The organism is Staphylococcus debuckii, assembly GCF_003718735.1.
GTDB classification, from domain to species: domain Bacteria; phylum Bacillota; class Bacilli; order Staphylococcales; family Staphylococcaceae; genus Staphylococcus; species Staphylococcus debuckii.
In genome coordinates this window covers 2667816-2691850 of record NZ_CP033460.1, presented here as the reverse complement: position 1 = coordinate 2691850, position 24035 = coordinate 2667816, and the positions used below count along the sequence as shown (strand labels likewise).

21 protein-coding genes, 3 pseudogenes and 1 other annotated feature are annotated in these 24035 nt (G+C 37.5%); of the genes and pseudogenes, 22 read left to right on the top strand and 2 right to left on the bottom strand.

All coding sequences use genetic code 11. The features are described from left to right. Positions 1–15 precede the first annotated feature (15 nt). Positions 16–257, bottom strand: a pseudogene (locus CNQ82_RS13435) (ASCH domain-containing protein). Between the two features lie 359 nt (positions 258–616). Next, positions 617–1826: pseudogene (locus CNQ82_RS13085) on the bottom strand (NupC/NupG family nucleoside CNT transporter). 173 nt (positions 1827–1999) lie between these two features. Between CNQ82_RS13085 and CNQ82_RS13080 the strand changes: the two are divergent. The 22 genes and pseudogenes from CNQ82_RS13080 (at position 2000) to rpoB (ending at position 23977) form a co-directional block, all read left to right on the top strand. After that, a complete protein-coding gene (locus CNQ82_RS13080) occupies positions 2000–2461 on the top strand; it encodes a CtsR family transcriptional regulator (protein WP_095106901.1) in 462 nt (153 codons plus the stop codon). Positions 2462–2620: 159 nt separating this feature from the next. After that, positions 2621–3007 (top strand): annotated as a pseudogene (locus CNQ82_RS13075) (UvrB/UvrC motif-containing protein); the annotation flags it as partial. Positions 3008–3011: 4 nt separating this feature from the next. Further along, positions 3012–4016: a protein arginine kinase gene (locus CNQ82_RS13070; RefSeq protein WP_095106897.1), complete on the top strand. Its 1005-nt coding sequence runs from the start codon at positions 3012–3014 to the stop codon at positions 4014–4016. Between the two features lie 11 nt (positions 4017–4027). Further along, positions 4028–6493, top strand: a complete 2466-nt coding sequence (locus tag CNQ82_RS13065) for an ATP-dependent Clp protease ATP-binding subunit (RefSeq protein WP_123143545.1) — start codon at positions 4028–4030, stop codon at positions 6491–6493. A gap of 176 nt (positions 6494–6669) precedes the next feature. Beyond that, positions 6670–8040: a DNA repair protein RadA gene (gene radA, locus CNQ82_RS13060; RefSeq protein ID WP_123143544.1), complete on the top strand. Its 1371-nt coding sequence runs from the start codon at positions 6670–6672 to the stop codon at positions 8038–8040. 27 nt (positions 8041–8067) lie between these two features. Then, positions 8068–9126: a PIN/TRAM domain-containing protein gene (locus CNQ82_RS13055; protein ID WP_123143543.1), complete on the top strand. Its 1059-nt coding sequence runs from the start codon at positions 8068–8070 to the stop codon at positions 9124–9126. Between the two features lie 288 nt (positions 9127–9414). After that, positions 9415–10869, top strand: a complete 1455-nt coding sequence (gene gltX, locus CNQ82_RS13050; RefSeq protein ID WP_123143542.1) for a glutamate--tRNA ligase — start codon at positions 9415–9417, stop codon at positions 10867–10869. A 303-nt stretch (positions 10870–11172) separates the two neighbouring features. Beyond that, a complete protein-coding gene (gene cysE, locus CNQ82_RS13045) occupies positions 11173–11802 on the top strand; it encodes a serine O-acetyltransferase (RefSeq protein WP_186824455.1) in 630 nt (209 codons plus the stop codon). Beyond that, positions 11786–13186: a cysteine--tRNA ligase gene (gene cysS, locus CNQ82_RS13040; protein ID WP_123143541.1), complete on the top strand. Its 1401-nt coding sequence runs from the start codon at positions 11786–11788 to the stop codon at positions 13184–13186. The genes cysE and cysS overlap by 17 nt, the downstream gene beginning before the upstream one ends. Further along, positions 13179–13580, top strand: a complete 402-nt coding sequence (locus CNQ82_RS13035; protein ID WP_206125366.1) for a Mini-ribonuclease 3 — start codon at positions 13179–13181, stop codon at positions 13578–13580. Before cysS ends, CNQ82_RS13035 begins: the two co-directional genes overlap by 8 nt. A 5-nt stretch (positions 13581–13585) precedes the next feature. Further along, on the top strand, positions 13586–14329 hold the full coding sequence (rlmB, locus tag CNQ82_RS13030; protein WP_123143540.1) for a 23S rRNA (guanosine(2251)-2'-O)-methyltransferase RlmB: 744 nt from the start codon (positions 13586–13588) through the stop codon (positions 14327–14329). Positions 14330–14332: 3 nt separating this feature from the next. Further along, on the top strand, positions 14333–14857 hold the full coding sequence (locus CNQ82_RS13025; RefSeq protein ID WP_123143539.1) for an NYN domain-containing protein: 525 nt from the start codon (positions 14333–14335) through the stop codon (positions 14855–14857). 11 nt (positions 14858–14868) lie between these two features. Next, complete coding sequence (locus CNQ82_RS13020; protein WP_240624893.1) at positions 14869–15513, top strand: RNA polymerase sigma factor; 645 nt, start codon at positions 14869–14871, stop codon at positions 15511–15513. 115 nt (positions 15514–15628) lie between these two features. After that, a complete protein-coding gene (gene rpmG / locus CNQ82_RS13015) occupies positions 15629–15772 on the top strand; it encodes a 50S ribosomal protein L33 (protein ID WP_095106879.1) in 144 nt (47 codons plus the stop codon). A gap of 46 nt (positions 15773–15818) precedes the next feature. Then, positions 15819–16016 carry a preprotein translocase subunit SecE gene (gene secE, locus CNQ82_RS13010; protein ID WP_123143538.1) on the top strand — a complete coding sequence of 66 codons (198 nt, stop codon included), beginning with the start codon at positions 15819–15821 and terminating at the stop codon, positions 16014–16016. A 20-nt stretch (positions 16017–16036) separates the two neighbouring features. Next, a complete protein-coding gene (nusG, locus tag CNQ82_RS13005) occupies positions 16037–16585 on the top strand; it encodes a transcription termination/antitermination protein NusG (protein ID WP_012664220.1) in 549 nt (182 codons plus the stop codon). A 182-nt stretch (positions 16586–16767) separates the two neighbouring features. After that, entirely contained in the window at positions 16768–17190 is a 423-nt protein-coding gene (gene rplK, locus CNQ82_RS13000; protein ID WP_095106875.1) for a 50S ribosomal protein L11, read from the top strand. A 205-nt stretch (positions 17191–17395) separates the two neighbouring features. Beyond that, positions 17396–18091 carry a 50S ribosomal protein L1 gene (gene rplA, locus CNQ82_RS12995; protein ID WP_123145601.1) on the top strand — a complete coding sequence of 232 codons (696 nt, stop codon included), beginning with the start codon at positions 17396–17398 and terminating at the stop codon, positions 18089–18091. A gap of 141 nt (positions 18092–18232) precedes the next feature. Beyond that, positions 18233–18382, top strand: a sequence feature (ribosomal protein L10 leader region). A 46-nt stretch (positions 18383–18428) separates the two neighbouring features. Next, a complete protein-coding gene (rplJ, locus tag CNQ82_RS12985) occupies positions 18429–18932 on the top strand; it encodes a 50S ribosomal protein L10 (RefSeq protein WP_095106871.1) in 504 nt (167 codons plus the stop codon). A 40-nt stretch (positions 18933–18972) separates the two neighbouring features. Next, positions 18973–19338 carry a 50S ribosomal protein L7/L12 gene (gene rplL, locus CNQ82_RS12980; RefSeq protein ID WP_012664224.1) on the top strand — a complete coding sequence of 122 codons (366 nt, stop codon included), beginning with the start codon at positions 18973–18975 and terminating at the stop codon, positions 19336–19338. A 260-nt stretch (positions 19339–19598) separates the two neighbouring features. Beyond that, the gene (locus tag CNQ82_RS12975; RefSeq protein ID WP_123145600.1) at positions 19599–20204 is read left to right on the top strand and encodes a class I SAM-dependent methyltransferase; all 606 of its coding nucleotides are present in this window, start codon (positions 19599–19601) and stop codon (positions 20202–20204) included. 221 nt (positions 20205–20425) lie between these two features. After that, positions 20426–23977 (top strand): DNA-directed RNA polymerase subunit beta, encoded by a 3552-nt coding sequence (gene rpoB / locus CNQ82_RS12970; RefSeq protein WP_123145599.1) that lies wholly within the window; start codon positions 20426–20428, stop codon positions 23975–23977. Positions 23978–24035 lie beyond the last annotated feature (58 nt).

Sequence of the window (24035 nt, the reverse complement as noted above, 5' to 3'; positions counted from 1 at the left end):
CACCTCATTTTTAATTTAAAACGTATGTATACATTCAAATTCTTCACAGACCATTATTTCTTTTTCAGAAAAAGACTGTTTGATTGAGCTGAATTCTTTTTCGAAAAAGTCCGTATGAACAGTTCCCCAATAACTTAATGTGCGGTCTCCTTCGCCTTCCTTGTAGGCATGCATTTCTGATACTTCAGAGAAGGAACTTGATATACTTTGGTGTTTTTAATAATACAGATAGGATTGTCTTGTGCATCTAGAACCATGCTCAAATCGCCAACTTTTGGCAACGGTTCTTGTTCTGCTGAATAAAAAGCTAAACCACTTGTTTGTAGCAGTTTTAATACCTCGTTTAACTAAATCTGCAGATTACTTGGATCCACTCCAAATTGCCATGCTGTATAAGATACATTTTGATACTCAGGTTGGCATGATACAAATGTTTCCAGTATTCTTCATAGTCATTTGGTTGTTCCTTTCTCTGTTATGTTAGTGAGATTTTACATTAAAAGTGGTGGAAAGCAATTTAATATAGGTGCCGTTGTTATACAAGCTCTTTTTTTGCAACAAATAATAAAAAAGATGACTCCCTTAATTAGGAAGCCATCTTATGAGCTGCTTAATCTTACATGAAGAATCCTGCGATTGCTGCAGAAATGAATGACACTAATGTTGCACCGAATAATAATTTAAGTCCGAAACGTGCAACCACGTCACCTTTTCATTATTTAATGATTTGATTGCACCTGAGATAATACCGATGGAACTGAAGTTCGCAAATGATACTAAGAATACGGAAGTAATACCGATTGCGCGGTCCGATAAGCCGTGCATTTTTCCTAGACCTTGCATAGCAACGAATTCGTTGGAAAGTAACTTAGTTGCCATCAATGAACCAGATTTTACTGCTTCATGCCAAGGTACACCTGTTAAGAATGCAAATGGTGCGAAGACAAATCCAATTAATGTTTGGAAATCCCATTTAATATGTCCGCCTGAAACCATCGTGAAGATTCCGCTGACGATACCATTTAACAATGCAATGATTGCGATATAACCGATTAACATCGCCCCTACGATGACCGCAACTTTAAATCCATCTAAGATATATTCTCCCAACATTTCAAAGAAGGATTGTTTGTTTTCAGTTTCTTCTACTAATAACTTGTCATCTTTTTCATCCACTGTATAAGGATTGATGATAGAAGCGATAATAAACCGCCAAATAAGTTTAATACGATAGCTGTTACGACATATTTAGGTTCGAGCAATGTAAAGTAAGCGCCGACAATTGAAGCGGACACTGTGGACATTGCTGAAGCTGTGAGTGTGTATAAACGTTGCTTAGGTATGTAAGGAAGTTGTTTTTTTAATGAGATAAACACTTCGGATTGTCCTAAAATAGCCGCAGCAACTGCGTTATATGATTCTAAACGTCCCATACCGTTGATTTTGGAAATTAAAAATCCTAAGACATTAATTACCAACGGCAAGATTTTAGTATATTGTAAAATCCCGATAATAGCTGAGATAAAAACAATCGGTAATAATACGCTGAAGAAGAATGGCGGATTTTTAGGATCCACGTATTTAAATCCTCCGAATACGAAGTTTACTCCATCAGCTGCTTTAGCCAACAGGTAAGAGAAGCCGTTTGCAATGCCGCCAATAACCGTGATTCCTATATTAGTTTTTAATAGTAGGAAGGCGAAGACGAATTGGATAACAAGCAGAATGCCGACATATTTCCATTTGACATTTTTCTTATCTGAGCTAAAAACAAATGCAAGTGCTAAAAAGAAAATAATCCCTATTAAAGCAATAATGATATGCATGTTTTTCTTCATCCTTTATTTTTTTATTTTCATACCATATCATACATTAAAATGGTAGTAAGTTACATCCCAATTTTTCACGAAAACCAAATTTTTTAGAAACATATTGGTTGAAAAAGGTCAAAGTTGGTCATATAATATAGTCAAAGAAGGTCAAAAAAGGGGTGATATCCATGCATAATATGTCCGACATCATAGAACAATACATTAAACATTTATTTGAGGAATCAAATAAGGATGTTGTTGAGATTCAAAGAGCCAATATTGCGCAACGCTTTGACTGTGTACCTTCTCAACTTAATTATGTGATTAAGACAAGATTCACCAATGAACACGGTTATGAAATAGAAAGTAAACGTGGCGGCGGCGGTTATATAAGAATCACCAAAGTTGAAACGAAAGATACAAAAGGTTATATTGACCATCTCTTACAAATTATCGGAGATTCTATTTCTCAGCAACAAGCGCACTATGTGATTGAAGGCTTGCTTGAAAATCAATATATTACTATTCGTGAAGCGAAAATGATTCTAGCAGTGGTCGATCGCGACACGCTAAGAATGGATGTAGCGGCAAGAGATATTGTACGAGCAAATATATTGAAACAGCTCTTGCCAGTCATTAATTATTATTAATAGACAAGGAGGTTGCACATGTCTGACGATAAAATAGAAGCAATAGATTCTGAAAAGCATGATGGAATGCTGAAAGAAGCATATCCTGAACATGTTGAACCTATCAAAGCAGAAAATTACGATGAAGAACCTTCATTTGAGAATCATCAAGAAGATATGGAAGGTTCATTTGTAATCAAACAAATCTTGCAGCACTTAGCGACAAAGCATGGTATTCATTTAGAAGAATTCAATGTTAAAGAAGAAAAGCGCTGCCCAAACTGCCATATGACAATTAAAGATATTGCCTATAAAGGGAAATTCGGATGTGCGCAATGCTACACGACTTTCAAAGAGGATATTGTGGATATTGTAAGACGTGTGCAAGGTGGACAATTTGAACATGTCGGTAAAACACCTGTTTCCTCAACGCATAAAATAGCACTTAAGAAATTAATCGAATCTAAAAATAAATATTTACAGCAATTAGTAGATAAGCAATTGTTTGAAGAAGCGGCTGTAGTACGCGATGAAATTAAAGCACTTCAAGCAGAAAGCGAGGGATAGCTGCATGAAAGAACATTCAATGTATATGAGTGAATGGATGGAACATGGTGAAGAAACACCTGTGGTAATGTCTTCACGCATTCGACTCGCAAGAAACTTGGATAATCATGTGCACCCCTTAATGTTTACTTCAGATATTGAAGGTCAAAAGGTAATTAATGAAGTACAAGATGCATTGCCGAAAATGCAAACTTTGCAGCTGAGCAATCTGGAACAAAGAGATAAACTTAAACTTGTAGCCAAACATTTAATTAGTTCAGAGCTGATTAAACAACCTGCCTCAGCAGTATTGTTGAATGAAGATGAATCATTAAGCATAATGGTAAATGAAGAAGATCATATCCGGATTCAAACAATGAGTACCGATATGAATCTTGAATCTTTATTTCAAAAGGCTTCAGAAGTGGACGATGAGTTAGATCGCAAACTCAGCATAAGCTTTGACGAAACACTTGGTTATCTTACAACCTGTCCCACGAATATTGGTACAGGAATGCGTGCCAGCGTAATGTTGCATTTGCCCGGCCTTTCGATTACCAAACGTATGAATCGAATCGCGCAAACGATTAACCGCTTCGGCTTCACCATCAGAGGCATTTATGGTGAAGGCTCGCAAGTGTATGGCCACGTCTTCCAAGTTTCAAACCAATTGACGTTGGGAAGAACAGAAGAACAAATTATAGAAACATTAATAGAGATTGTACAACAAATCATTACAGAAGAATTGAATGTCAGAAAACAATTGGATCAACATAGTTCAGTTGAAATGGAAAATCGCATCTATCGTTCTTTCGGATTGTTGCGATATAGTCGCTTGATGTCACTTGAAGAAGCGGCAATGCGACTCAGCGAAGTGAAACTAGGTATAGATTTAGGGTATATTGAAATACCAGACTTTAATTTTAATGAAATGATGGTCGCTATACAAACACCATTTTTAATAAATGACACAGATGAAGTATCGATAAATGAACAAAGAGCAAATATTATTAGAGAACATATAAAATAGGAGGTTATGCTATGTTATTCGGCAGACTTACAGAACGTGCACAGCGTGTATTAGCGCATGCACAAGAAGAAGCGATTCGTTTGAATCACTCAAATATCGGAACTGAACACTTACTTCTCGGTTTAATGAAAGAACCAGAAGGCATCGCAGCTAAAGTATTAGAAAGTTTCGGTATTACAGAAGATCTTGTAGTAGCAGAAGTAGAGAAACTAATCGGACAAGGTCAAGAACAAGTCGGCACATTGCACTATACGCCAAGAGCTAAGAAAGTTATCGAACTTTCAATGGATGAAGCACGTAAACTTCACCATAATTTCGTCGGAACAGAGCATATCTTGCTTGGTTTAATCCGTGAAAATGAAGGCGTAGCAGCACGTGTGTTTGCAAACTTAGACTTAAATATTACAAAAGCACGTGCTCAAGTTGTTAAAGCACTTGGCAGTCCGGAAATGAGCAACAAAAATGCGCAAGCCGCAAAATCTAATAACACACCGACATTAGATGGTTTAGCACGTGATTTAACAGCGATTGCTAAAGACGGCACATTAGATCCTGTTGTCGGACGTGACGCAGAAATCACACGTGTGATCGAAGTATTGAGCCGTCGTACTAAAAACAACCCAGTATTAATCGGGGAACCTGGTGTAGGTAAAACAGCAATTGCAGAAGGCTTAGCTCAAGCGATTGTGAATAATGAAGTACCTGAAACATTGAAAAATAAACGTGTGATGTCTCTAGATATGGGCACAGTGGTTGCTGGTACTAAATATCGTGGTGAATTCGAAGAAAGACTTAAAAAAGTAATGGAAGAAATTCGCCAAGCAGGTGATGTTATCTTATTCATCGATGAATTGCACACATTAATCGGTGCAGGCGGTGCTGAAGGCGCAATTGATGCCTCTAACATCTTGAAACCAGCACTTGCACGTGGTGAATTGCAAGCAATCGGTGCCACAACATTAGACGAATATCGTAAACACATTGAAAAAGACGCAGCGTTAGAACGTCGTTTCCAACCTGTACAAGTAGATGAACCAACTGTTGAAGACACAGTATCTATCTTGAAAGGTCTACGTGATCGTTATGAAGCACATCACCGTATTAATATCTCTGATGAAGCTATCGAAGCAGCAGCACGTTTAAGTGACCGTTACGTTTCAGATCGCTTCTTACCAGATAAAGCTATCGACTTAATCGATGAAGCAAGTTCTAAAGTAAGACTTAAAAGTCATACCACACCAACAAACTTGAAAGAAATCGAACAAGAAATTGAAAAAGTGAAAAACGAAAAAGATGCAGCTGTACATTCACAAGAATTTGAAAATGCTGCTAACCTTCGTGATAAACAAACTAAATTAGAAAAACAATATGAAGACGCTAAAAACGAATGGAAAAATGCACAAGGCGGTTCTAATACCACATTAAGTGAAAATGACATCGCTGAAGTGATTGCAGGATGGACTGGTATTCCATTGACTCGTCTGAACGAAACAGAATCAGAACGTCTGTTGAACTTAGAAGACACATTGCATGAACGTGTTATCGGTCAAAAAGATGCTGTCACTTCAATCAGTAAAGCCGTAAGACGTGCTCGTGCAGGATTGAAAGACCCTAAACGTCCAATCGGAAGCTTTATCTTCTTAGGACCAACTGGTGTAGGTAAAACAGAATTGGCTCGTGCCTTAGCTGAATCAATGTTCGGGGACGAAGATGCAATGATTCGTGTAGACATGAGTGAGTTCATGGAAAAACACTCAGTCAGTCGTTTAGTTGGTGCCCCTCCAGGCTATGTAGGTCATGATGACGGCGGACAATTAACTGAAAAAGTAAGACGTAAACCTTATTCAGTTATCTTGTTTGATGAAATCGAAAAAGCACATCCAGATGTATTCAATATCTTGCTTCAAGTCTTAGATGATGGTTTCTTAACTGATACTAAAGGACGCAGAGTCGATTTCCGTAACACAGTCATTGTTATGACTTCAAACGTTGGTGCACAAGAATTACAAGACCAACGCTTTACAGGCTTCGGCGGCGGTTCATCAGAAGGCCAAGACTATGAAACAATTCGCAGTACAATGTTGAAAGAATTGAAAAATGCCTTCCGCCCTGAATTCTTAAACCGTGTAGATGACATTATCGTCTTCCACAAACTTAATAAAGAAGAATTAAAAGAAATCGTAACTAAAATGGTTAATAAACTTACAGAACGCTTATCTGAACAAGATATTAATATCAGCGTTACTGAAAAAGCTAAAGAAAAAATTGCTGAAGAAGGTTACGACCCTCAATATGGTGCACGTCCGCTTATCAGAGCAATTCAAAAAACAGTTGAAGACAACTTGAGTGAATTGATCTTAGACGGCAACCAATTAGAAGGCAAAGATGTAGTTGTTGATCATAACGGCGAAAAATTTGAATATAACATCAATGATCGTGAAACAGATGAAACGGTTAAAACAGCTACAAAAGCGTAAAATCAAATACAAATCAAATAGATAGAGTAAGAGCATGCGTTGCATTGTAATGTCAGCGTGTGCTCTTTCTTTATGCATTTGAGACCCTGTAAAAATTCAAAATCTGATATGATGGAATTTAGCATAGTAAAGGTGTAAAATAATTATGCTTTTCACAAAAAATAGGAGGTGTGAAATTGGCAAAGAAAAAAGTCATTTTTGAGTGTATGGCATGTGGGTACCAATCTCCGAAATGGATGGGTAAATGTCCGAATTGCGGAGCTTGGAACCAAATGGAAGAAGTCGTTGAAAAGAAAGAAGCACCAAGCGGCAGAGGCATGCGTACACGTGAGCAGACAGCGAAAGTAACGAAGCTGAATCAAGTACAAAATGAGACGACTCCACGTATTCAAACGAGTTCTCCTGAATTCGACAGAGTCTTAGGAGGCGGTGTTGTACAAGGGTCGCTGGTCTTAATCGGCGGAGATCCAGGGATTGGTAAATCTACGTTGCTGCTGCAAATCTGTTCAGCCTTATCACAAAAGAAAAAAGTATTATATATAACAGGTGAAGAATCACTTAACCAAACAAAATTGCGTGCAGATCGTCTAGACGAAGATTCTAGCAATTTGAACGTATTTGCAGAAACAGATTTAGAAGTGATTAAAGAAGCGGTCAAACAGACACAACCTGATTTAGTAGTGGTAGATTCGATTCAAACAATTTACCACCCGGATATCAATTCTGCGCCAGGTTCGGTCTCGCAAGTAAGAGAAAGTACGCAAATTTTAATGGGCATTGCAAAGCAGATGAATATTGCGACCTTTATAGTAGGACATGTAACGAAAGAAGGCCAAATTGCAGGGCCGAGATTACTAGAACACATGGTGGATACAGTATTGTATTTTGAAGGTGATGAACACCATGCCTATCGTATCTTGCGCGCAGTTAAAAACCGCTTCGGCTCAACTAACGAAATGGGTATTTTTGAAATGAAACATAGCGGATTAAAGGGCGTGAAAAATCCTTCCGAAATGTTCTTAGAAGAACGTTCTACCAATGTAGCAGGTTCGACTATCGTGCCAACCATGGAAGGTACCAGACCGCTATTGATTGAAGTACAAGCCTTGGTTACACCGACAACTTTCAATAATCCTAGACGGATGGCTACAGGTATCGACCATAACCGTTTGAATTTATTGATGGCTGTACTTGAGAAGAAGGAAAGCTATTTATTGCAACAGCAAGATGCTTATATCAAAGTAGCAGGCGGGGTCAGATTAACTGAACCAGCTGTCGATTTAGCAATTATTGCTTCGATTGCTTCTAGTTTTAAAGATCAGCCAGTCAACGGAATGGATTGCTATGTGGGTGAAGTAGGATTGACTGGTGAAGTACGTCGCGTTTCACGCATTGAGCAACGCGTACAAGAAGCAGCGAAACTTGGATTTAAACGTGTGATTATCCCTAAAACAAATATTGGCGGTTGGGATTTCCCTGATGGAATCCAAGTTATCGGCGTCACAAGTGTACATGAAGCGCTTGATTTCGCCTTGATGAAACGCTGAGACAGATAAAGAGAGGGGGACATCAGCGTGAAAATTATTAGAATGATTGTGATAGCAAGCTATATTATCTTAGGTGCCACACTCGGTGTTATTATAATCCCGTCAGTGGCACGTGATACAGGAATACTGCATACTTATCCTTGGCTTGCCAACAAATATATTATCAGCTTAATTGGTATACTAATATTCTTTTTAATCTTTGGAATATTTATTCCGCGCATCACGAAATATGTGCGAAAGCTTGAAATCTTTATTATGCGTCATAGCGCAATCGAAATTTTATTTGCAGCCATTGGTTTGATTATGGGCTTATTAATTTCTGTAATGATTTCTTTCATCTTAAATTTAATTGGTTCTTCATTATTTCTTCATGTTTTACCTATTATCATTACAGTCTTCTTAAGTTACTTAGGGTTCCAATTCGGTTTGAAAAAAAGAGACGAGATGTTGATGTTTCTGCCTGAAAAAATGGCACGTTCAGCACAATTGAACACCTACAGTGCTGCGCCTAAAATTATTGATACCAGCGCAGTCATTGATGGCAGAATTTTAGAAGTGATAGAATGCGGATTCTTAGATGGTGAGATATTAATTCCGCAAGGTGTGATCAATGAACTTCAAATTGTGGCAGATTCTACAGATAGCGTGAAGAGAGATAAAGGGCAACGTGGGTTAGATATCTTGAATCGTCTGCACGACAATACGTATCCTACGCGGATTATACATCCTCAAAAATCATATAATGATATTGATGCGTTGTTAATTAAATTAGCACATAAATATAAAGCAGATGTGATTACTACTGATTTTAATTTAAATAAAATCTGCCACGTTCAAGGCGTGAAAGTCTTAAACGTCAACGATTTATCGGAAGCGGTGAAACCGACTGTGCGTCAAGGCGATCAGATGAATCTCTTGCTGACAAAAATAGGGAAAGAGCCTGGTCAAGGTGTCGGCTATTTAGAAGATGGTACGATGGTAGTGATTGATGATGCGAAAACATATGTAGGTGAATATGTAGATATTGAAATCATAAGTATTTTACAAACTTCGTCGGGCCGTATTATATTTGCTAAATTAATTTAAATCCAACCTTTTTAAAAAGAAAACTTCAGAGCGCTCTGTTAGATTTTTGCAAGCATTGGGCTTACCAAATAGCGCTCGTAATGCTACAATAAATAAGAATGGATACAGAATGTTTGATGATTTTTGTGTCACGAAATGAACTGTTGATTCCAGACAATGGTGTAAGACTGCAACACTGAATACACTGGCATTCTATATGAATAAGGAGAAAGCTAAGACAACAAAGAGCAACTTGCTTTTTGAGGTTTTCTTTTCCGAAAAACAATAAAAACAGGAGTGAACGATATAATGAGTGAACGCGTAAGAGTAAGATATGCACCGAGTCCAACAGGTTATTTGCATATCGGAAACGCTAGAACAGCACTATTCAACTACTTATTTGCTAAACATTATGATGGAGATTTTATTGTACGTATTGAAGATACAGATAAAAAACGTAACTTAGATGATGGTGAATCTTCTCAATTCAGCAATTTGGAATGGTTAGGTCTTGAGTGGGATGAATCAGTGGACAAAGATAAAGGTTACGGTCCGTACCGCCAATCAGAACGTGCGAAATTCTATGATCCTTTAGTGGAACAATTATTAGCAGAAGATAAAGCTTATAAATGTTATATGACTGAAGAAGAATTAGAACAAGAACGTGAAGAACAGATTGCACGTGGCGCAACACCGCGTTACGCAGGTAAACATGCTCATTTAACACCTGAAGAAGAAGCGGCATTCGAAGCAGAAGGCCGTCAACCTTCAATTCGTTTCCGTGTGCCTAAAGGTAAAGTCTATAAATTCGATGATATGGTTAAGGGTGAAGTATCGTTTGAATCTGATAATATCGGCGACTGGGTTATTGTGAAAAAAGACGGTGTTCCGACTTATAACTTCGCTGTAGCAGCAGATGATCATTATATGGAAATTTCTGATGTTATCCGTGGCGATGATCACGTTTCAAACACACCTAAACAATTAATGATTTATGAAGCGTTCGGTTGGGAACCACCACGTTTCGGTCACATTTCACTTATCGTGAATGAACAACGCAAAAAATTAAGTAAACGTGACGGTCAAATCTTGCAATTTATCGAACAATATCGTGACTTAGGTTACTTGCCTGAAGCATTGTTCAACTTTATTACATTGCTTGGCTGGTCTCCTGAAGGTGAAGAAGAAATCTTCTCTAAAGAAGAATTCATTAAAATCTTCGATGAAAACCGCTTGCAAAAATCACCTGCTTTCTTTGATAAGAAAAAATTAGCTTGGGTGAACAACCAATATATGAAACAAAAAGACTCTGAAAAAGTCTTTGAATTGGCTTTACCTCACTTAATCAATGCTGGTTTAATTCCTGAATCTCCTTCTGAAGCAGATTTAGACTGGGGCCGCAAATTGATTGGCTTATATCAAAAAGAAATGAGTTATGCGGGTGAAATTGTACCGTTATCTGAAATGTTCTTCCGTGATGAAATTGAATTGAATGACGAAGAAAAAGAAGTTATCAGCGGTGAACAAGTGCCAGAATTAATGAATCACTTGTATGGCAAATTGGAAGCTTTAGAACCGTTTGAAGCGGCTGAAATCAAAAAAACAATCAAAGCAGTTCAAAAAGAAACTGGTATTAAAGGCAAACAATTATTCATGCCGATTCGTGTAGCTGTAACTGGTGAAATGCACGGACCAGAATTACCAAATACGATGGAAGTATTAGGTAAAGAAAAAGTACTTACACGCTTGAAAAAATATCTGTAAAATATATTGAAGTTGCTTGAATTTTTGAAATAAACCACCTATTATTAAAGGTGATTACTGAGGATTAGTAGATAGTAGTTTATGTTCAGAGAGTGTGCGGAAGCTGAGAGCACATCATAACTATTATTGAATGCACCTTGGCGTATGAAATAATGAATACGGGTTATTTGAGAGTATGTAAGAAATCGCTTGAGCGGTATTTCAACATGCTGAAGAAGAGTGGAACCGTGCGATTGCACCTCTGACATTAAGTTGTTAGAGGTGCTTTTTTTATAATTAGGAGGGGATTACGTGTTTAGAAGAATGAGAGACGATATAAAAATGGTGTTTGAACAAGACCCTGCTGCCAGAACAGCATTCGAAGTTGCAACAACTTATGCAGGACTACATGCAGTTTGGAGTCACTTAGTGGCTCATAAATTATATAATAAGCAGCATTATGTGGCTGCGCGTATTATTTCGCAAGTTTCACGGTTTTTTACAGGTATTGAAATTCATCCGGGAGCTAAAATAGGTAAACGTTTATTCATTGACCATGGCATGGGTGTAGTTATCGGGGAGACATGTACTATCGGTGATAACGTTACAATTTATCAAGGTGTGACGCTTGGCGGTACTGGTAAAGAGAAAGGGAAACGTCACCCTGACATCGGGGACAACGTTTTAATTGCTGCAGGTTCAAAAATTCTAGGCAATATCAAAGTAGATTCTAATGTTAATATCGGAGCGAATTCGGTTGTACTGCAAAATGTACCAAGCTATACAACAGTAGTAGGTATTCCAGGACATATTGTGAAACAACATGGTAAACGTATCGGTAAAAACTTTGACCATCTCAATCTGCCAGATCCAATTTACGAACAAATGAAACAATTAGAAAAGCAACTAGAGCAAGTTAAGAATGGAGAGATTCAAGATGATTACATTATATAATACTTTAACAAGACAAAAAGAACCCTTTGAACCGCTAGAACCGGGTAAAGTTAAAATGTACGTCTGCGGGCCAACGGTTTATAACTATATTCATATCGGAAACGCACGTCCTGCTATCAATTATGATGTGGTGCGCCGTTACTTCGAATATAAAGGTTATGATGTCAATTACGTCTCTAACTTTACAGATGTGGATGACAAATTGATCAAACGCTCTAAAGAGTTGAATGAAAGTGTCCCTGAAATTGCGGACCGTTACATCCAAGCTTTTTACGAAGATACAGGTGCTTTAAATGTTAAAAAAGCGACTTCTAATCCGCGCGTTATGAATCATATGGATGATATTATCGCATTCATTAAAGATTTAGTAGATAAAGGCTATGCTTACGAAAGTGGCGGAGATGTTTATTTCCGCACACGTAAATTCGAAGACTATGGTAAATTAAGCCATCAATCTATTGATGATTTGAAGGTCGGCGCACGTATTGAATCAGGTGAACAAAAAGAAGATGCGTTGGACTTTACACTATGGAAAAAAGCCAAACCAGGCGAAATCAGCTGGGATAGTCCATTTGGTAAAGGGCGTCCAGGTTGGCATATTGAATGCTCAGTAATGGCATATAATGAACTGGGTGAAACGATTGATATTCACGCAGGTGGCAGTGATTTGCAATTCCCTCACCACGAAAATGAAATTGCACAATCAGAGGCACATAACCATGCACCATTTGCAAACTACTGGATGCATAATGGATTTATTAATATTGATAATGAGAAAATGAGTAAGTCATTAGGCAACTTTGTGTTAGTGCATGACATTATTAAAGAAGTGGACCCAGATGTATTACGTTTCTTTATGATCAGTGTGCATTACCGCAGTCCAATCAATTACAATATGGAACTAGTTGAGTCAGCTAAAAGCGGTTTGGAACGTATCCGCAACAGTTATCAAGCCATCGAAGAACGTGAAGCCATTGCAACAGATATTGAAGAACAATCTGAATATATCGAACAAGTTGATCAATTGTTGGCACAATTTGAGAAAGTAATGGATGACGATTTCAATACAGCAAATGCGATTACTACTTGGTATGATTTAGCGAAATTAGCGAATAAATATGTATTGGAAAATACCACTTCTAAAAAAGTAATCGCTCGCTTTAAAGAAGTCTTCCAAATCTTCAGTGATGTCTTAGGTGTTCCATTAAAAGGTAAACAACAAGATGAATTGTTGGATGAAGATATTGAAGCCTTAATTGAAGAACGTAATGAAGCACGAAAAAATAAAGACTTTGCACGCGCTGATGAAATTCGTGATCAATTAAAAGAACAAAATATTATCCTTGAAGATACTGCACAAGGCGTGAGATTCAAACGTGGATAATATAAATAATATAAAACTGCTGAACCCATTATCTTTAGCATATATGGGGGATGCAGTTTTAGACCAATTTGTCCGCAAACATATCATTTTGAAATTACGTGCAAAGCCGAATCGTTTGCATCAGCAAGCTAAACAATATGTAACTGCTAAAAGCCAAGCTGCTACGCTGGATTTTCTGATGCAAGAAGACTGGTTTACAGAAGAAGAACAAGAAATCATACGACGAGGCCGTAATGCTAAAAGTCATACTAAAGCTAAAAACACTGACGTACAGACTTATCGTAAGAGTTCGGGGTTAGAAGCGGTAATAGGCTATTTATATTTAGAAAATAAAGAAGAAAGACTGCAAGCATTATTAGAAAGTATTGTAACTGCAGTAGAAGAAAGGGAGTGACGGACGTGGAAGATTCAGTGATTGTCGGACGACATGCCGTTAAAGAAGCCATTACATCAGGACATTCAATCAACAAAATCTTAATTCAAGATGGCGTAAAAAAACAACAACTTGAAGAAATATTAAAACATGCAAAAAATCAAAAAATAGTGGTCCAAACTGTCCCAAAATCAAAATTAGATCATTTAGCTGAAGCGCCGCATCAAGGGGTCGCTGCATTAGTGGCACCGTATGAATATGCTGAGTTAGACGACTTGCTCGCTCAATTGCAAGACAAAGAAGGATTGCCGACTTTGGTAATACTAGACGGATTAGAAGATCCTCATAATCTAGGGTCTATTCTACGTACCGCAGATGCTGCAGATGTGGACGGAGTCATTATTCCGAAAAGACGTTCTGTAGCCTTGACCCAAACTGTTGCCAAAGCTTCTGCAGGCGCCATTCAACATGTACCTGTAGTACGCGTGACAAACTTATCTCAAACCATGGATCAATTGAAAGATAAAGGTTACTGGATAGCAGGTACAGCTGCTGATAATGCAACAGACTATCGACAAATGGCAGTCGACATGCCGCTTGCTATTGTTATCGGTAATGAAGGTCACGGTATGAGCAGATTGGTGAAAGAAAAATGTGATTTTTATATTAAAATTCCTATGGCGGGCCATATCAACAGCTTAAACGCTTCTGTAGCTGCGAGCTTGATGATATATGAGATTTATCGCAAACGCCATCCGGCAGGTGAATAAATCATGAAGGATCGTTATTTAATTATTGATGGTTATAACATGATAGGTCAAAGCAGCTATCTGACAAATTTAGCTAAAGATAGTTTAGAAGAAGCTAGAGAAAAGTTGTTGTTATCGATAGGTAATTATAATGCTGCAGTAGCAGGTGAAATTATTTGTGTGTTTGATGCCTACGAACAAGAGGGCAATGAAAGCGTGAGTTACTATCATGGGATTAAAACTATTTTTACAAAAGAAAATGAAACAGCAGATAGCTATATAGAACGACTTGTGTATGATTTGTACGATAAGCATACGACACATATCGCTGTAGTAACGAGTGATTTGAGTGAACAGCATGCTATTTTTGGAACAGGTGCTTATCGTATCCCTTCGCGGGAAATGTGGCAAAATATCAAGTTGAACGAAGCGAGCGTTAATACATCAATGAAATCCTTTGACAATAACAAGCCGAGAACTCGCATTCCTCTGTCAGATGAGGTGCTCACAGAATTTGAAAAAATACGGCGCGGCAACCAAGAAAAATAAAATTTTGCAAGTTGATTAACGAAGATGAATTCAGGTATGCTAATTTCACTTTCTGTGAAAGGAACAATGCCATGCCTCAGCATCCCAGTGAAATCACCACGAAAATCACCTCGTTAATTTTACGCGCTCAAGCAGAAGACAAAGAAGCGGTTAACCAGTTGCTTATCCTATTACAGCCCTTGATCCGTCAACGTATTCAAAATAAAAGTATCGCATTTTCAGATTGTGATGACTTACTCCAAGATATCTCTCTTAGAATTTGCAGAAATATAGATAAATATCAACTATCAACCAGTACACCCTTTGACCATTTTCTAAATCGTTTAATTAAAACTTCAAAGTTTGATTACTACCGAAAACAAACCAGATTGAATAAACAGCACCAATGTTTGATAGAAGAAGCGCGAAGTCGATATGAGACCGCTGTTTCAGAACAAAGCATTGAGGAAAGATTAATTATAGAAGAAGCAAGGGAAAAGTTGGATTCTTATTGCAAGAAATTAAGTAAACTAGAACAAGAAGTAGTACAATATATATTGGATGACTATTCTCCGCAAAAAACAGCATATGCGATAGGGATTACGGAAAAAGCAGTATATAATGCTCTTTATCGCTGTAAAACAAAATTGCGCAAAGAATACAAACAATATGAATGAAATACCATACTTATTTTACATATAGGCACAACTTACAATTGATTAGTCGTTTGACATTGTAAGGGTTTCTTATGTATAGTAAGTGAGTATTTAATATAGGTAAGGTGAAGGTATTATGAAGAAAGTCCCGCTCAATTGTGAAGTATGCGGAAATAGAAATTATACCGTTCCAAAGAACAGCGACCTTGCAGAGAGATTAGTATTGAAGAAGTATTGCAAAACTTGTAATGCACATACGATACACAAGGAATCGAAGTAGTTGCCTTGCGCCACGATGAATTTAATGACTAATTGGAGGTACGACAATGGCTGAAGATAAGAAAAAAGCACCTAAAGATAGTTTCTTTAAAGGCGTTATTTCTGAAATGGAGAAGACAAGTTGGCCGACTAAAGAAGAATTGTTGAAATATACAACTATTGTTATCGTAACAGTAGTATTCTTCTTACTCTTCTTCTATGCCTTAGATTTGGGAATCGGTGAATTGATAAAATTAATTAGTTAATATGAGGAGTGACAACATACATGTCTGAGGAAGTTGGAGCAAAGCGTTGGTATGCCGTGCATACTTACTCTGGCTACGAAAATAAAGTTAAAAAGAATTTAGAAAAACGTGTGGAATCGATGAATATGACAGAACAAATTTTTAGAGTTGTCATACCAGAAGAAGAAGAAACACAAGTCAAAGACGGTAAAGCGAAGAAATTGACGAAAAAAACATTTCCAGGTTACGTTTTAGTGGAATTAGTAATGACAGATGAATCATGGTATGTCGTTCGAAATACACCAGGTGTAACTGGATTTGTTGGATCGGCTGGTGCTGGTTCTAAACCTAATCCGCTGCTTCCGGATGAAGTCCGCTTTATCTTGAAACAAATGGGAATGAAAGAGAAAACAATCGATGTAGAAGTTGAAGTCGGTGAACAAGTACGTATCAAATCAGGCCCATTTGCTAACCAAGTCGGTGAAGTGCAAGAAATCGAAGCAGATAAATTCAAATTGACTGTATTAGTAGATATGTTCGGTAGAGAAACTCCAGTTGAAGTAGAATTTGATCAAATCGAGAAACTTTAAGATTTAAATTGAACAGCATAAAACACTAAAAATGAAAATAGTGTTGATTTTACATTTTTTAAATGATATAATACTGTGGTCGTGCTCGCGAAGGGCAGGCCATTTCGTCACGAAATGTTTTAAGAGTGGGAGGGCAAAATTGAGCCCTGTGACCACATCACGATATCAAGGAGGTGCACATCGTGGCTAAAAAAGTAGAAAAAGTAGTTAAATTACAAATTCCTGCAGGTAAAGCGAACCCAGCACCACCAGTTGGTCCAGCATTAGGTCAAGCAGGTGTGAACATCATGGGATTCTGTAAAGAGTTCAATGCAAGAACACAAGAACAAGCAGGTTTAATTATTCCGGTAGAAATCAGTGTATATGAAGACCGTTCATTTACATTCATTACTAAAACTCCACCGGCTCCAGTACTACTTAAAAAAGCAGCTGGCGTTGAAAAAGGTTCTGGTGAACCTAACAAAAACAAAGTTGCTTCAGTAACTAAAGATCAAGTACGTGAAATCGCTCAAACAAAAATGCCTGACTTAAATGCGGCTGATGAAGAAGCGGCTATGCGTATTATCGAAGGTACTGCTCGTAGTATGGGTATCACTGTAGAATAATAACGTAGCAAAGAGAGCTATTCTATAATGCATCTCTTAAACGAACAAACATAACAATTTGAAACTTGAAACAAACCGGCAGATGACTCAAAGTGAATCCAATATTTATATTGCGAACAGCTGACAGCGTCATCTGCTCTTAACTTGCAGTAGCAAGTAATGTGGGAGGACATTCCGCTAAAACCACTAAAGGAGGAAATAATAAATGGCTAAAAAAGGTAAAAAGTATCTAGATGCTGCTAGCAAAGTTGATCGCAACGAACACTATAGTGTTGAAGACGCAATCAGCTTAGCTAAAGAAACAAGCGTTGCTAACTTTGATGCAACTGTTGAAGTAGCATTCCGTTTAGGTATCGATACTCGTAAAAACGACCAGCAAATCCGTGGTGCAGTAGTATTACCGCACGGAACTGGTAAAACTCAACGTGTATTAGTATTCGCAAAAGGTGATAAAGCTTCTGAAGCAGAAGCTGCAGGCGCTGATTACGTAGGTGAATCAGAATACGCTACTAAAATCCAACAAGGCTGGTTCGACTTTGATGTAGTTGTTGCTACACCAGATATGATGGGCGAAGTTGGTAAATTAGGTCGTGTATTAGGACCTAAAGGTTTAATGCCTAACCCTAAAACAGGTACAGTAACTATGGATGTTAAAAAAGCAGTTGAAGAAATCAAAGCTGGTAAAGTTGAATACCGCGCTGAAAAAGCTGGTATCATCCACGCTTCAATTGGTAAAGTATCATTCAGCACTGAAGACTTAATTGAAAACTTCAATACGCTTCAAGATGTGATTGCTAAAGCTAAACCAGCTTCTGCAAAAGGTACTTACTTCAAATCTGTTGCAGTTACAACTACAATGGGTCCTGGTGTTAAAGTAGATACTTCTAACTTCAAACTATAATATATAACTGAAATGAATGAACTAGAGAAAATAACAAGATGTGACGTGCCGAACGAATTGATTTGAATCTGCACTTACTTGAAATTATTTTCTCTAGTTTTTTAAAACATATTGACATATCACATCTAAACCGTTATATTGGTTAATGTGATTATTTTACCTAAGACAGTAGGAGTTAATAAATAACTTAAAATCTATATCCTACCGAGGCTAAAATTGACTTGAACGTGATCTATGATAAACTTTCAAGCACTTTTTGCCGTAGGGTGAAAGTGCTTTTTTTATTGGGGTAAACCAAATGAAAAGCACCGAACTAAATTAATATGGAGGTGTCTGAATGTCTGGAATTATTGAAGCAAAAAAACAATTAGTTGAACAAATTGCAGATCAACTTAAAAATTCTGTTTCAACAGTAATCGTGAATTACCGTGGTTTAACAGTAGCTGAAGTAACAGAATTACGTAAACAATTACGTGAAGCTGGTGTTGAGTACAAAGTATACAAAAACACTATGTTACGTCGTGCTGCAGAACAAGCTGGCCTTGAAGGTCTTGACGAATTCTTAACAGGTCCGACAGCTATTGCAACAACTACTGATGACGTAGTTGCTCCTGCAAAAGTTATCGCTGGATTTGCAAAAGAACACGAAGCTTTAGAAATTAAAACAGGCGTAATGGACGGAAGCATTATTTCAGCTGAAGAAGTTGAAACTGTTGGTTCTTTACCATCACACGACGGTCTTGTATCTATGTTACTTTCTGTATTACAAGCTCCTGTTCGCAATTTCGCTTATGCAGTTAAAGCAGTTGGAGAATCTAAAGAAGAAGAAAGTGCTGAATAATCAGCAACGTAAATATTTTATAAAACGGAGGAATATAATAATGGCTAATCAAGAACAAATCATTGAAGCAATTAAAGAAATGTCAGTATTAGAATTAAATGACTTAGTAAAAGCAATTGAAGAAGAATTTGGTGTAACTGCAGCAGCTCCAGTAGCAGCAGCAGGTGCAGCAGGCGGCGGCGAAGCTGCTGAAAAAACTGAATTTGACGTTGAGTTAACTTCAGCTGGATCATCTAAAATCAAAGTTGTTAAAGCTGTTAAAGACGCAACTGGTTTAGGATTGAAAGATGCTAAAGAATTAGTAGACAACGCTCCTAAAGTAATCAAAGAAGCTTTACCTAAAGAAGAAGCTGAAAAACTTAAAGAACAATTAGAAGAAGTTGGCGCTTCAGTAGAATTGAAATAATTCTAATCGCTAATTGAATTGAATGAAAAGAGAACGAGGCTAATAACCATTGTTAATATCGTGAAAATTAAGGTTTTCACAGCCTGAATTCTTTGAGAAATGAAAACCCCGTTATTGAGTTAACGGGGTTTTTCTAATGTAAGCACGTTAGAATTATCCCTTCACCTTATTGCCTTTTCATAGCTTTATAGACTATAAATGTGTATTCTAAAGGTGGATAGAAATGCATCTGCAGAGTGTTAAATAAATGAGGTGTAAGTATGAGTCATTATTATGATAGAGATCCAGAAGTAGCAAGTCATAAAGAAAATTTTAAGTATCGTTATCAGCAGGATGAATTAAACCTTATGACTGACTCAGGCGTATTTTCCAAAGGGAAGATCGATTATGGATCCGACTTATTATTAAGAACATTTCTAAAAGAACATCCTCCCGGTCCAAGTAAAACAATTATAGATGTAGGGTGCGGTTATGGGCCGATTGGATTGATGATTGCAAAAGTATCTCCGCATCATAAAGTAATACTTTTGGATGTTAATCATCGTGCTTTGGAATTGGCTAAAGAAAATAGCGAAAAGAACCATATTGATAATGTGGTGATACAAGAAAGTGATGGATTAGCTGAAATTTCAGATGACAGTGCAGACATGATTGTAACAAACCCTCCTATCAGAGCGGGTAAATCAGTTGTACATGGAATATTAGAAGATGCATATTCAAAATTAAAAAAAGATGGCGAACTTTATGTCGTAATTCAAAAGAAACAAGGCATGCCATCAGCCAAAAAGAAAATGGAAGCTGTTTTTGGCAATGTCACAACCCTAACTAAAGATAAAGGGTATTATATTTTAAAAAGCAAGCGTTAACCATTGACATTTATTTTTATTTCTGATATAGTTATAGAATGTAAAAATTTATGTTCAAGAAGTGTGTACTTTTACGTATAAAATAACAAAGTAAATCATTAATAACGCAGAATAGAAAATGGTGTCATCAGGTGTGCTGCCGTTTTCTTTTTGTCTTGTTGCATTTCAAATTATTTTTTATAGTAAAAGGCATTCGAACAATTTTTGAGGGGTGAATCTGTTTGGCAGGTAAATTTGTCCAATATGGAAGACATCGTAAACGTAGAAATTACGCGAGAATTTCCGAGGTTTTAGAATTACCGAACCTTATCGAAATTCAAACGAAATCGTATGATTGGTTCTTAAAAGAAGGATTACTTGAAATGTTCAGAGATATTTCTCCGATTGAAGATTTCACAGGCAACCTTTCTTTAGAATTTGTGGATTACAGATTAGGTGAACCGAAATATGATTTAGAGGAATCTAAGAACCGTGACGCAACTTATGCTGCACCTCTTCGTGTCAAAGTGCGTCTCATTAACAAAGAAACAGGAGAAGTGAAAGACCAAGAAGTATTCATGGGTGACTTCCCATTAATGACTGATACTGGTACTTTCGTAATTAATGGTGCTGAACGTGTTATCGTTTCACAATTAGTTCGTTCTCCATCCGTATATTTCAATGAAAAAATAGATAAAAACGGCCGTGAAAACTATGATGCGACTGTAATTCCTAACCGTGGTGCTTGGTTGGAATTCGAAACAGATGCAAAAGACATCGTTTATGTGCGTATTGATAGAACTAGAAAATTGCCGTTGACTGTATTACTTCGTGCACTTGGTTATTCAACTGACCAATCAATCATTGATTTGTTAGGTGATAACGAGTACTTACGTAATACTCTTGAAAAAGATAGTACTGAAAATACTGAACAAGCATTATTAGAAATTTATGAACGTTTACGCCCTGGCGAACCACCTACAGTAGAAAATGCAAAAAGCTTGCTCTACTCTCGTTTCTTCGATCCAAAACGTTATGATTTAGCGAGCGTAGGCCGCTACAAAATGAACAAGAAACTTCATTTAAAACATCGTTTGTTCAACCAAAAATTGGCTGAACCGATTGTGAACAGTGATACTGGTGAAATTGTTGCTGAAGAAGGTACTGTACTAGATCGTCGTAAATTAGACGAAATCATGGATGTTCTAGAATCAAATGCTAACATCGAAGTAGATGAGTTAGATGACAGTATTGTTAATGAACCAGTAGAAATTCAATCAATCAAAGTTTACGTACCAAATGATGAAGAAGGACGTACAACAACTGTAATCGGTAACGCATTCCCTGATTCAGAGGTTAAATGCATTACACCTGCAGATATTGTTGCTTCTATGTCATACTTCTTCAACTTATTGCATGGTATCGGACAAACTGATGATATCGACCATTTAGGTAACCGTCGTTTACGTTCAGTAGGCGAATTGCTTCAAAACCAATTCAGAATCGGTTTATCAAGAATGGAACGTGTGGTACGTGAAAGAATGTCTATTCAAGACACTGATTCTATTACACCGCAACAACTTATTAATATCCGTCCAGTAATTGCTTCAATTAAAGAGTTCTTCGGAAGCTCTCAATTGTCTCAATTCATGGACCAAGCAAACCCGTTAGCTGAATTGACACACAAACGTCGTTTATCAGCATTAGGACCTGGTGGTTTAACTCGTGAACGTGCTCAAATGGAAGTACGTGACGTTCACTATTCTCACTATGGCCGTATGTGTCCGATTGAAACGCCAGAGGGTCCGAACATCGGTTTGATCAACTCATTATCTAGTTATGCTCGTGTGAACGAATTTGGTTTCATCGAAACACCATATCGTAAAGTTGACCTTGATACTAATACTGTAACTGATCAAATTGACTATCTGACTGCTGACGAAGAAGACAGTTATGTAGTAGCTCAAGCAAACTCTCGTTTAGATGATGAAGGCCACTTCCTTAGCGAAGAAGTAGTTTGTCGTTTCCGTGGTAACAACACAATCATGGATCGAGAAAAAATGGACTACATGGACGTTTCTCCTAAACAAGTAGTATCAGCTGCGACAGCATGTATCCCATTCTTAGAAAACGATGACTCTAACCGTGCATTAATGGGTGCGAACATGCAACGTCAAGCAGTACCATTGATGAATCCGGAATCTCCATTTGTAGGTACAGGTATGGAACATGCTACTGCACGAGATTCAGGTGCTGCTGTTATCAACAAACACTTTGGCCGTGTAGAACATGTTGAATCAAATCAAATTAAAGTGCGTCGTATTATTGAAGAAGACGGCCAACAATTTGATGGTGAAGTAGATACGTACAGATTAGCTAAATTTAAACGTTCTAACTCAGGTACTTGTTATAACCAACGTCCTATCGTTAAAGATGGCGACATTGTAAGCCAAGGCGAAATCTTAGCGGATGGTCCTTCTATGGAACTTGGTGAAATGGCGTTAGGCCGTAACGTAGTTGTAGGATTTATGACTTGGGACGGTTATAACTATGAAGATGCGGTTATCATGAGCGAACGCCTTGTAAAAGACGATGTCTATACTTCAATTCATATTGAAGAATACGAATCAGAAGCACGTGATACTAAACTAGGACCTGAAGAAATCACACGTGACATTCCTAACGTTGCAGAAAGTGCACTTAAAAACTTAGACGAACGCGGAATTGTTTACGTAGGTGCAGAAGTTAAAGACGGTGACATCTTAGTAGGTAAAGTAACGCCTAAAGGTGTAACAGAATTAACTGCCGAAGAACGTTTATTACACGCAATCTTTGGTGAAAAAGCACGTGAAGTCCGCGATACTTCATTACGTGTACCTCATGGTGCAGGCGGTATCGTTCTAGATGTTAAAGTGTTCAACCGTGAAGACGGCGATGATTCATTATCTCCAGGCGTTAACCAATTAGTACGTGTATATATCGTTCAAAAACGTAAAATTCACGTAGGGGATAAAATGTGTGGTCGTCATGGTAACAAAGGGGTTATCTCTAAAATCGTTCCTGAAGAAGATATGCCTTATTTACCAGACGGAACACCAATTGATATCATGTTAAACCCACTTGGTGTACCATCACGTATGAACATCGGACAAGTGCTTGAATTACACTTAGGTATGGCTGCTAAAAACTTAGGTATCCATGTTGCATCACCAGTATTTGATGGTGCGAACGATGATGATGTATGGTCTACTATCGAAGAAGCTGGTATGGCTAGAGATGGTAAAACTGTATTATATGATGGACGTACAGGTGAACCATTCGATAACCGTATCTCTGTCGGTGTAATGTACATGTTGAAACTTGCACATATGGTTGACGATAAACTACATGCACGTTCAACTGGTCCTTACTCACTTGTTACACAACAACCATTGGGTGGTAAAGCTCAATTCGGTGGACAACGTTTCGGTGAGATGGAGGTATGGGCACTTGAAGCTTATGGTGCTGCATACACATTACAAGAAATCCTAACTTATAAATCTGATGATACTGTAGGTCGTGTAAAAACTTACGAAGCGATCGTTAAAGGTGAAAACATCTCTAAACCAAGTGTTCCTGAATCATTCCGTGTATTGATGAAAGAATTACAAAGTTTAGGTCTAGATGTTAAAGTCATGGATGAAGATGATAAAGAAATTGAAATGGCAGATGTTGACGACGATGATGTAAATGAACATAAAGTCAATATCCAACAATCTTCAATTCCTGAATCACAAAAGGAAACTACTGACTAATTCTTGCAATGTTCAATAAGCAAATAGCGTACTGAAATAATGTAAATATTAAAGGTCT

What these genes read in the sequence shown, in the direction of transcription:
- CNQ82_RS13080 (WP_095106901.1), top strand. Translation starts at nt 2,000, where the DNA reads ATGCATAATATGTCCGACATCATAGAACAATACATTAAACATTTATTT.
- CNQ82_RS13070 (WP_095106897.1), top strand. Translation starts at nt 3,012, where the DNA reads ATGAAAGAACATTCAATGTATATGAGTGAATGGATGGAACATGGTGAA.
- CNQ82_RS13065 (WP_123143545.1), top strand. Translation starts at nt 4,028, where the DNA reads ATGTTATTCGGCAGACTTACAGAACGTGCACAGCGTGTATTAGCGCAT.
- gltX (WP_123143542.1), top strand. Translation starts at nt 9,415, where the DNA reads ATGAGTGAACGCGTAAGAGTAAGATATGCACCGAGTCCAACAGGTTAT.
- cysE (WP_186824455.1), top strand. Translation starts at nt 11,173, where the DNA reads ATGAGAGACGATATAAAAATGGTGTTTGAACAAGACCCTGCTGCCAGA.
- cysS (WP_123143541.1), top strand. Translation starts at nt 11,786, where the DNA reads ATGATTACATTATATAATACTTTAACAAGACAAAAAGAACCCTTTGAA.
- CNQ82_RS13025 (WP_123143539.1), top strand. Translation starts at nt 14,333, where the DNA reads ATGAAGGATCGTTATTTAATTATTGATGGTTATAACATGATAGGTCAA.
- rpmG (WP_095106879.1), top strand. Translation starts at nt 15,629, where the DNA reads ATGAAGAAAGTCCCGCTCAATTGTGAAGTATGCGGAAATAGAAATTAT.
- secE (WP_123143538.1), top strand. Translation starts at nt 15,819, where the DNA reads ATGGCTGAAGATAAGAAAAAAGCACCTAAAGATAGTTTCTTTAAAGGC.
- nusG (WP_012664220.1), top strand. Translation starts at nt 16,037, where the DNA reads ATGTCTGAGGAAGTTGGAGCAAAGCGTTGGTATGCCGTGCATACTTAC.
- rplA (WP_123145601.1), top strand. Translation starts at nt 17,396, where the DNA reads ATGGCTAAAAAAGGTAAAAAGTATCTAGATGCTGCTAGCAAAGTTGAT.
- rplJ (WP_095106871.1), top strand. Translation starts at nt 18,429, where the DNA reads ATGTCTGGAATTATTGAAGCAAAAAAACAATTAGTTGAACAAATTGCA.
- rplL (WP_012664224.1), top strand. Translation starts at nt 18,973, where the DNA reads ATGGCTAATCAAGAACAAATCATTGAAGCAATTAAAGAAATGTCAGTA.
- CNQ82_RS12975 (WP_123145600.1), top strand. Translation starts at nt 19,599, where the DNA reads ATGAGTCATTATTATGATAGAGATCCAGAAGTAGCAAGTCATAAAGAA.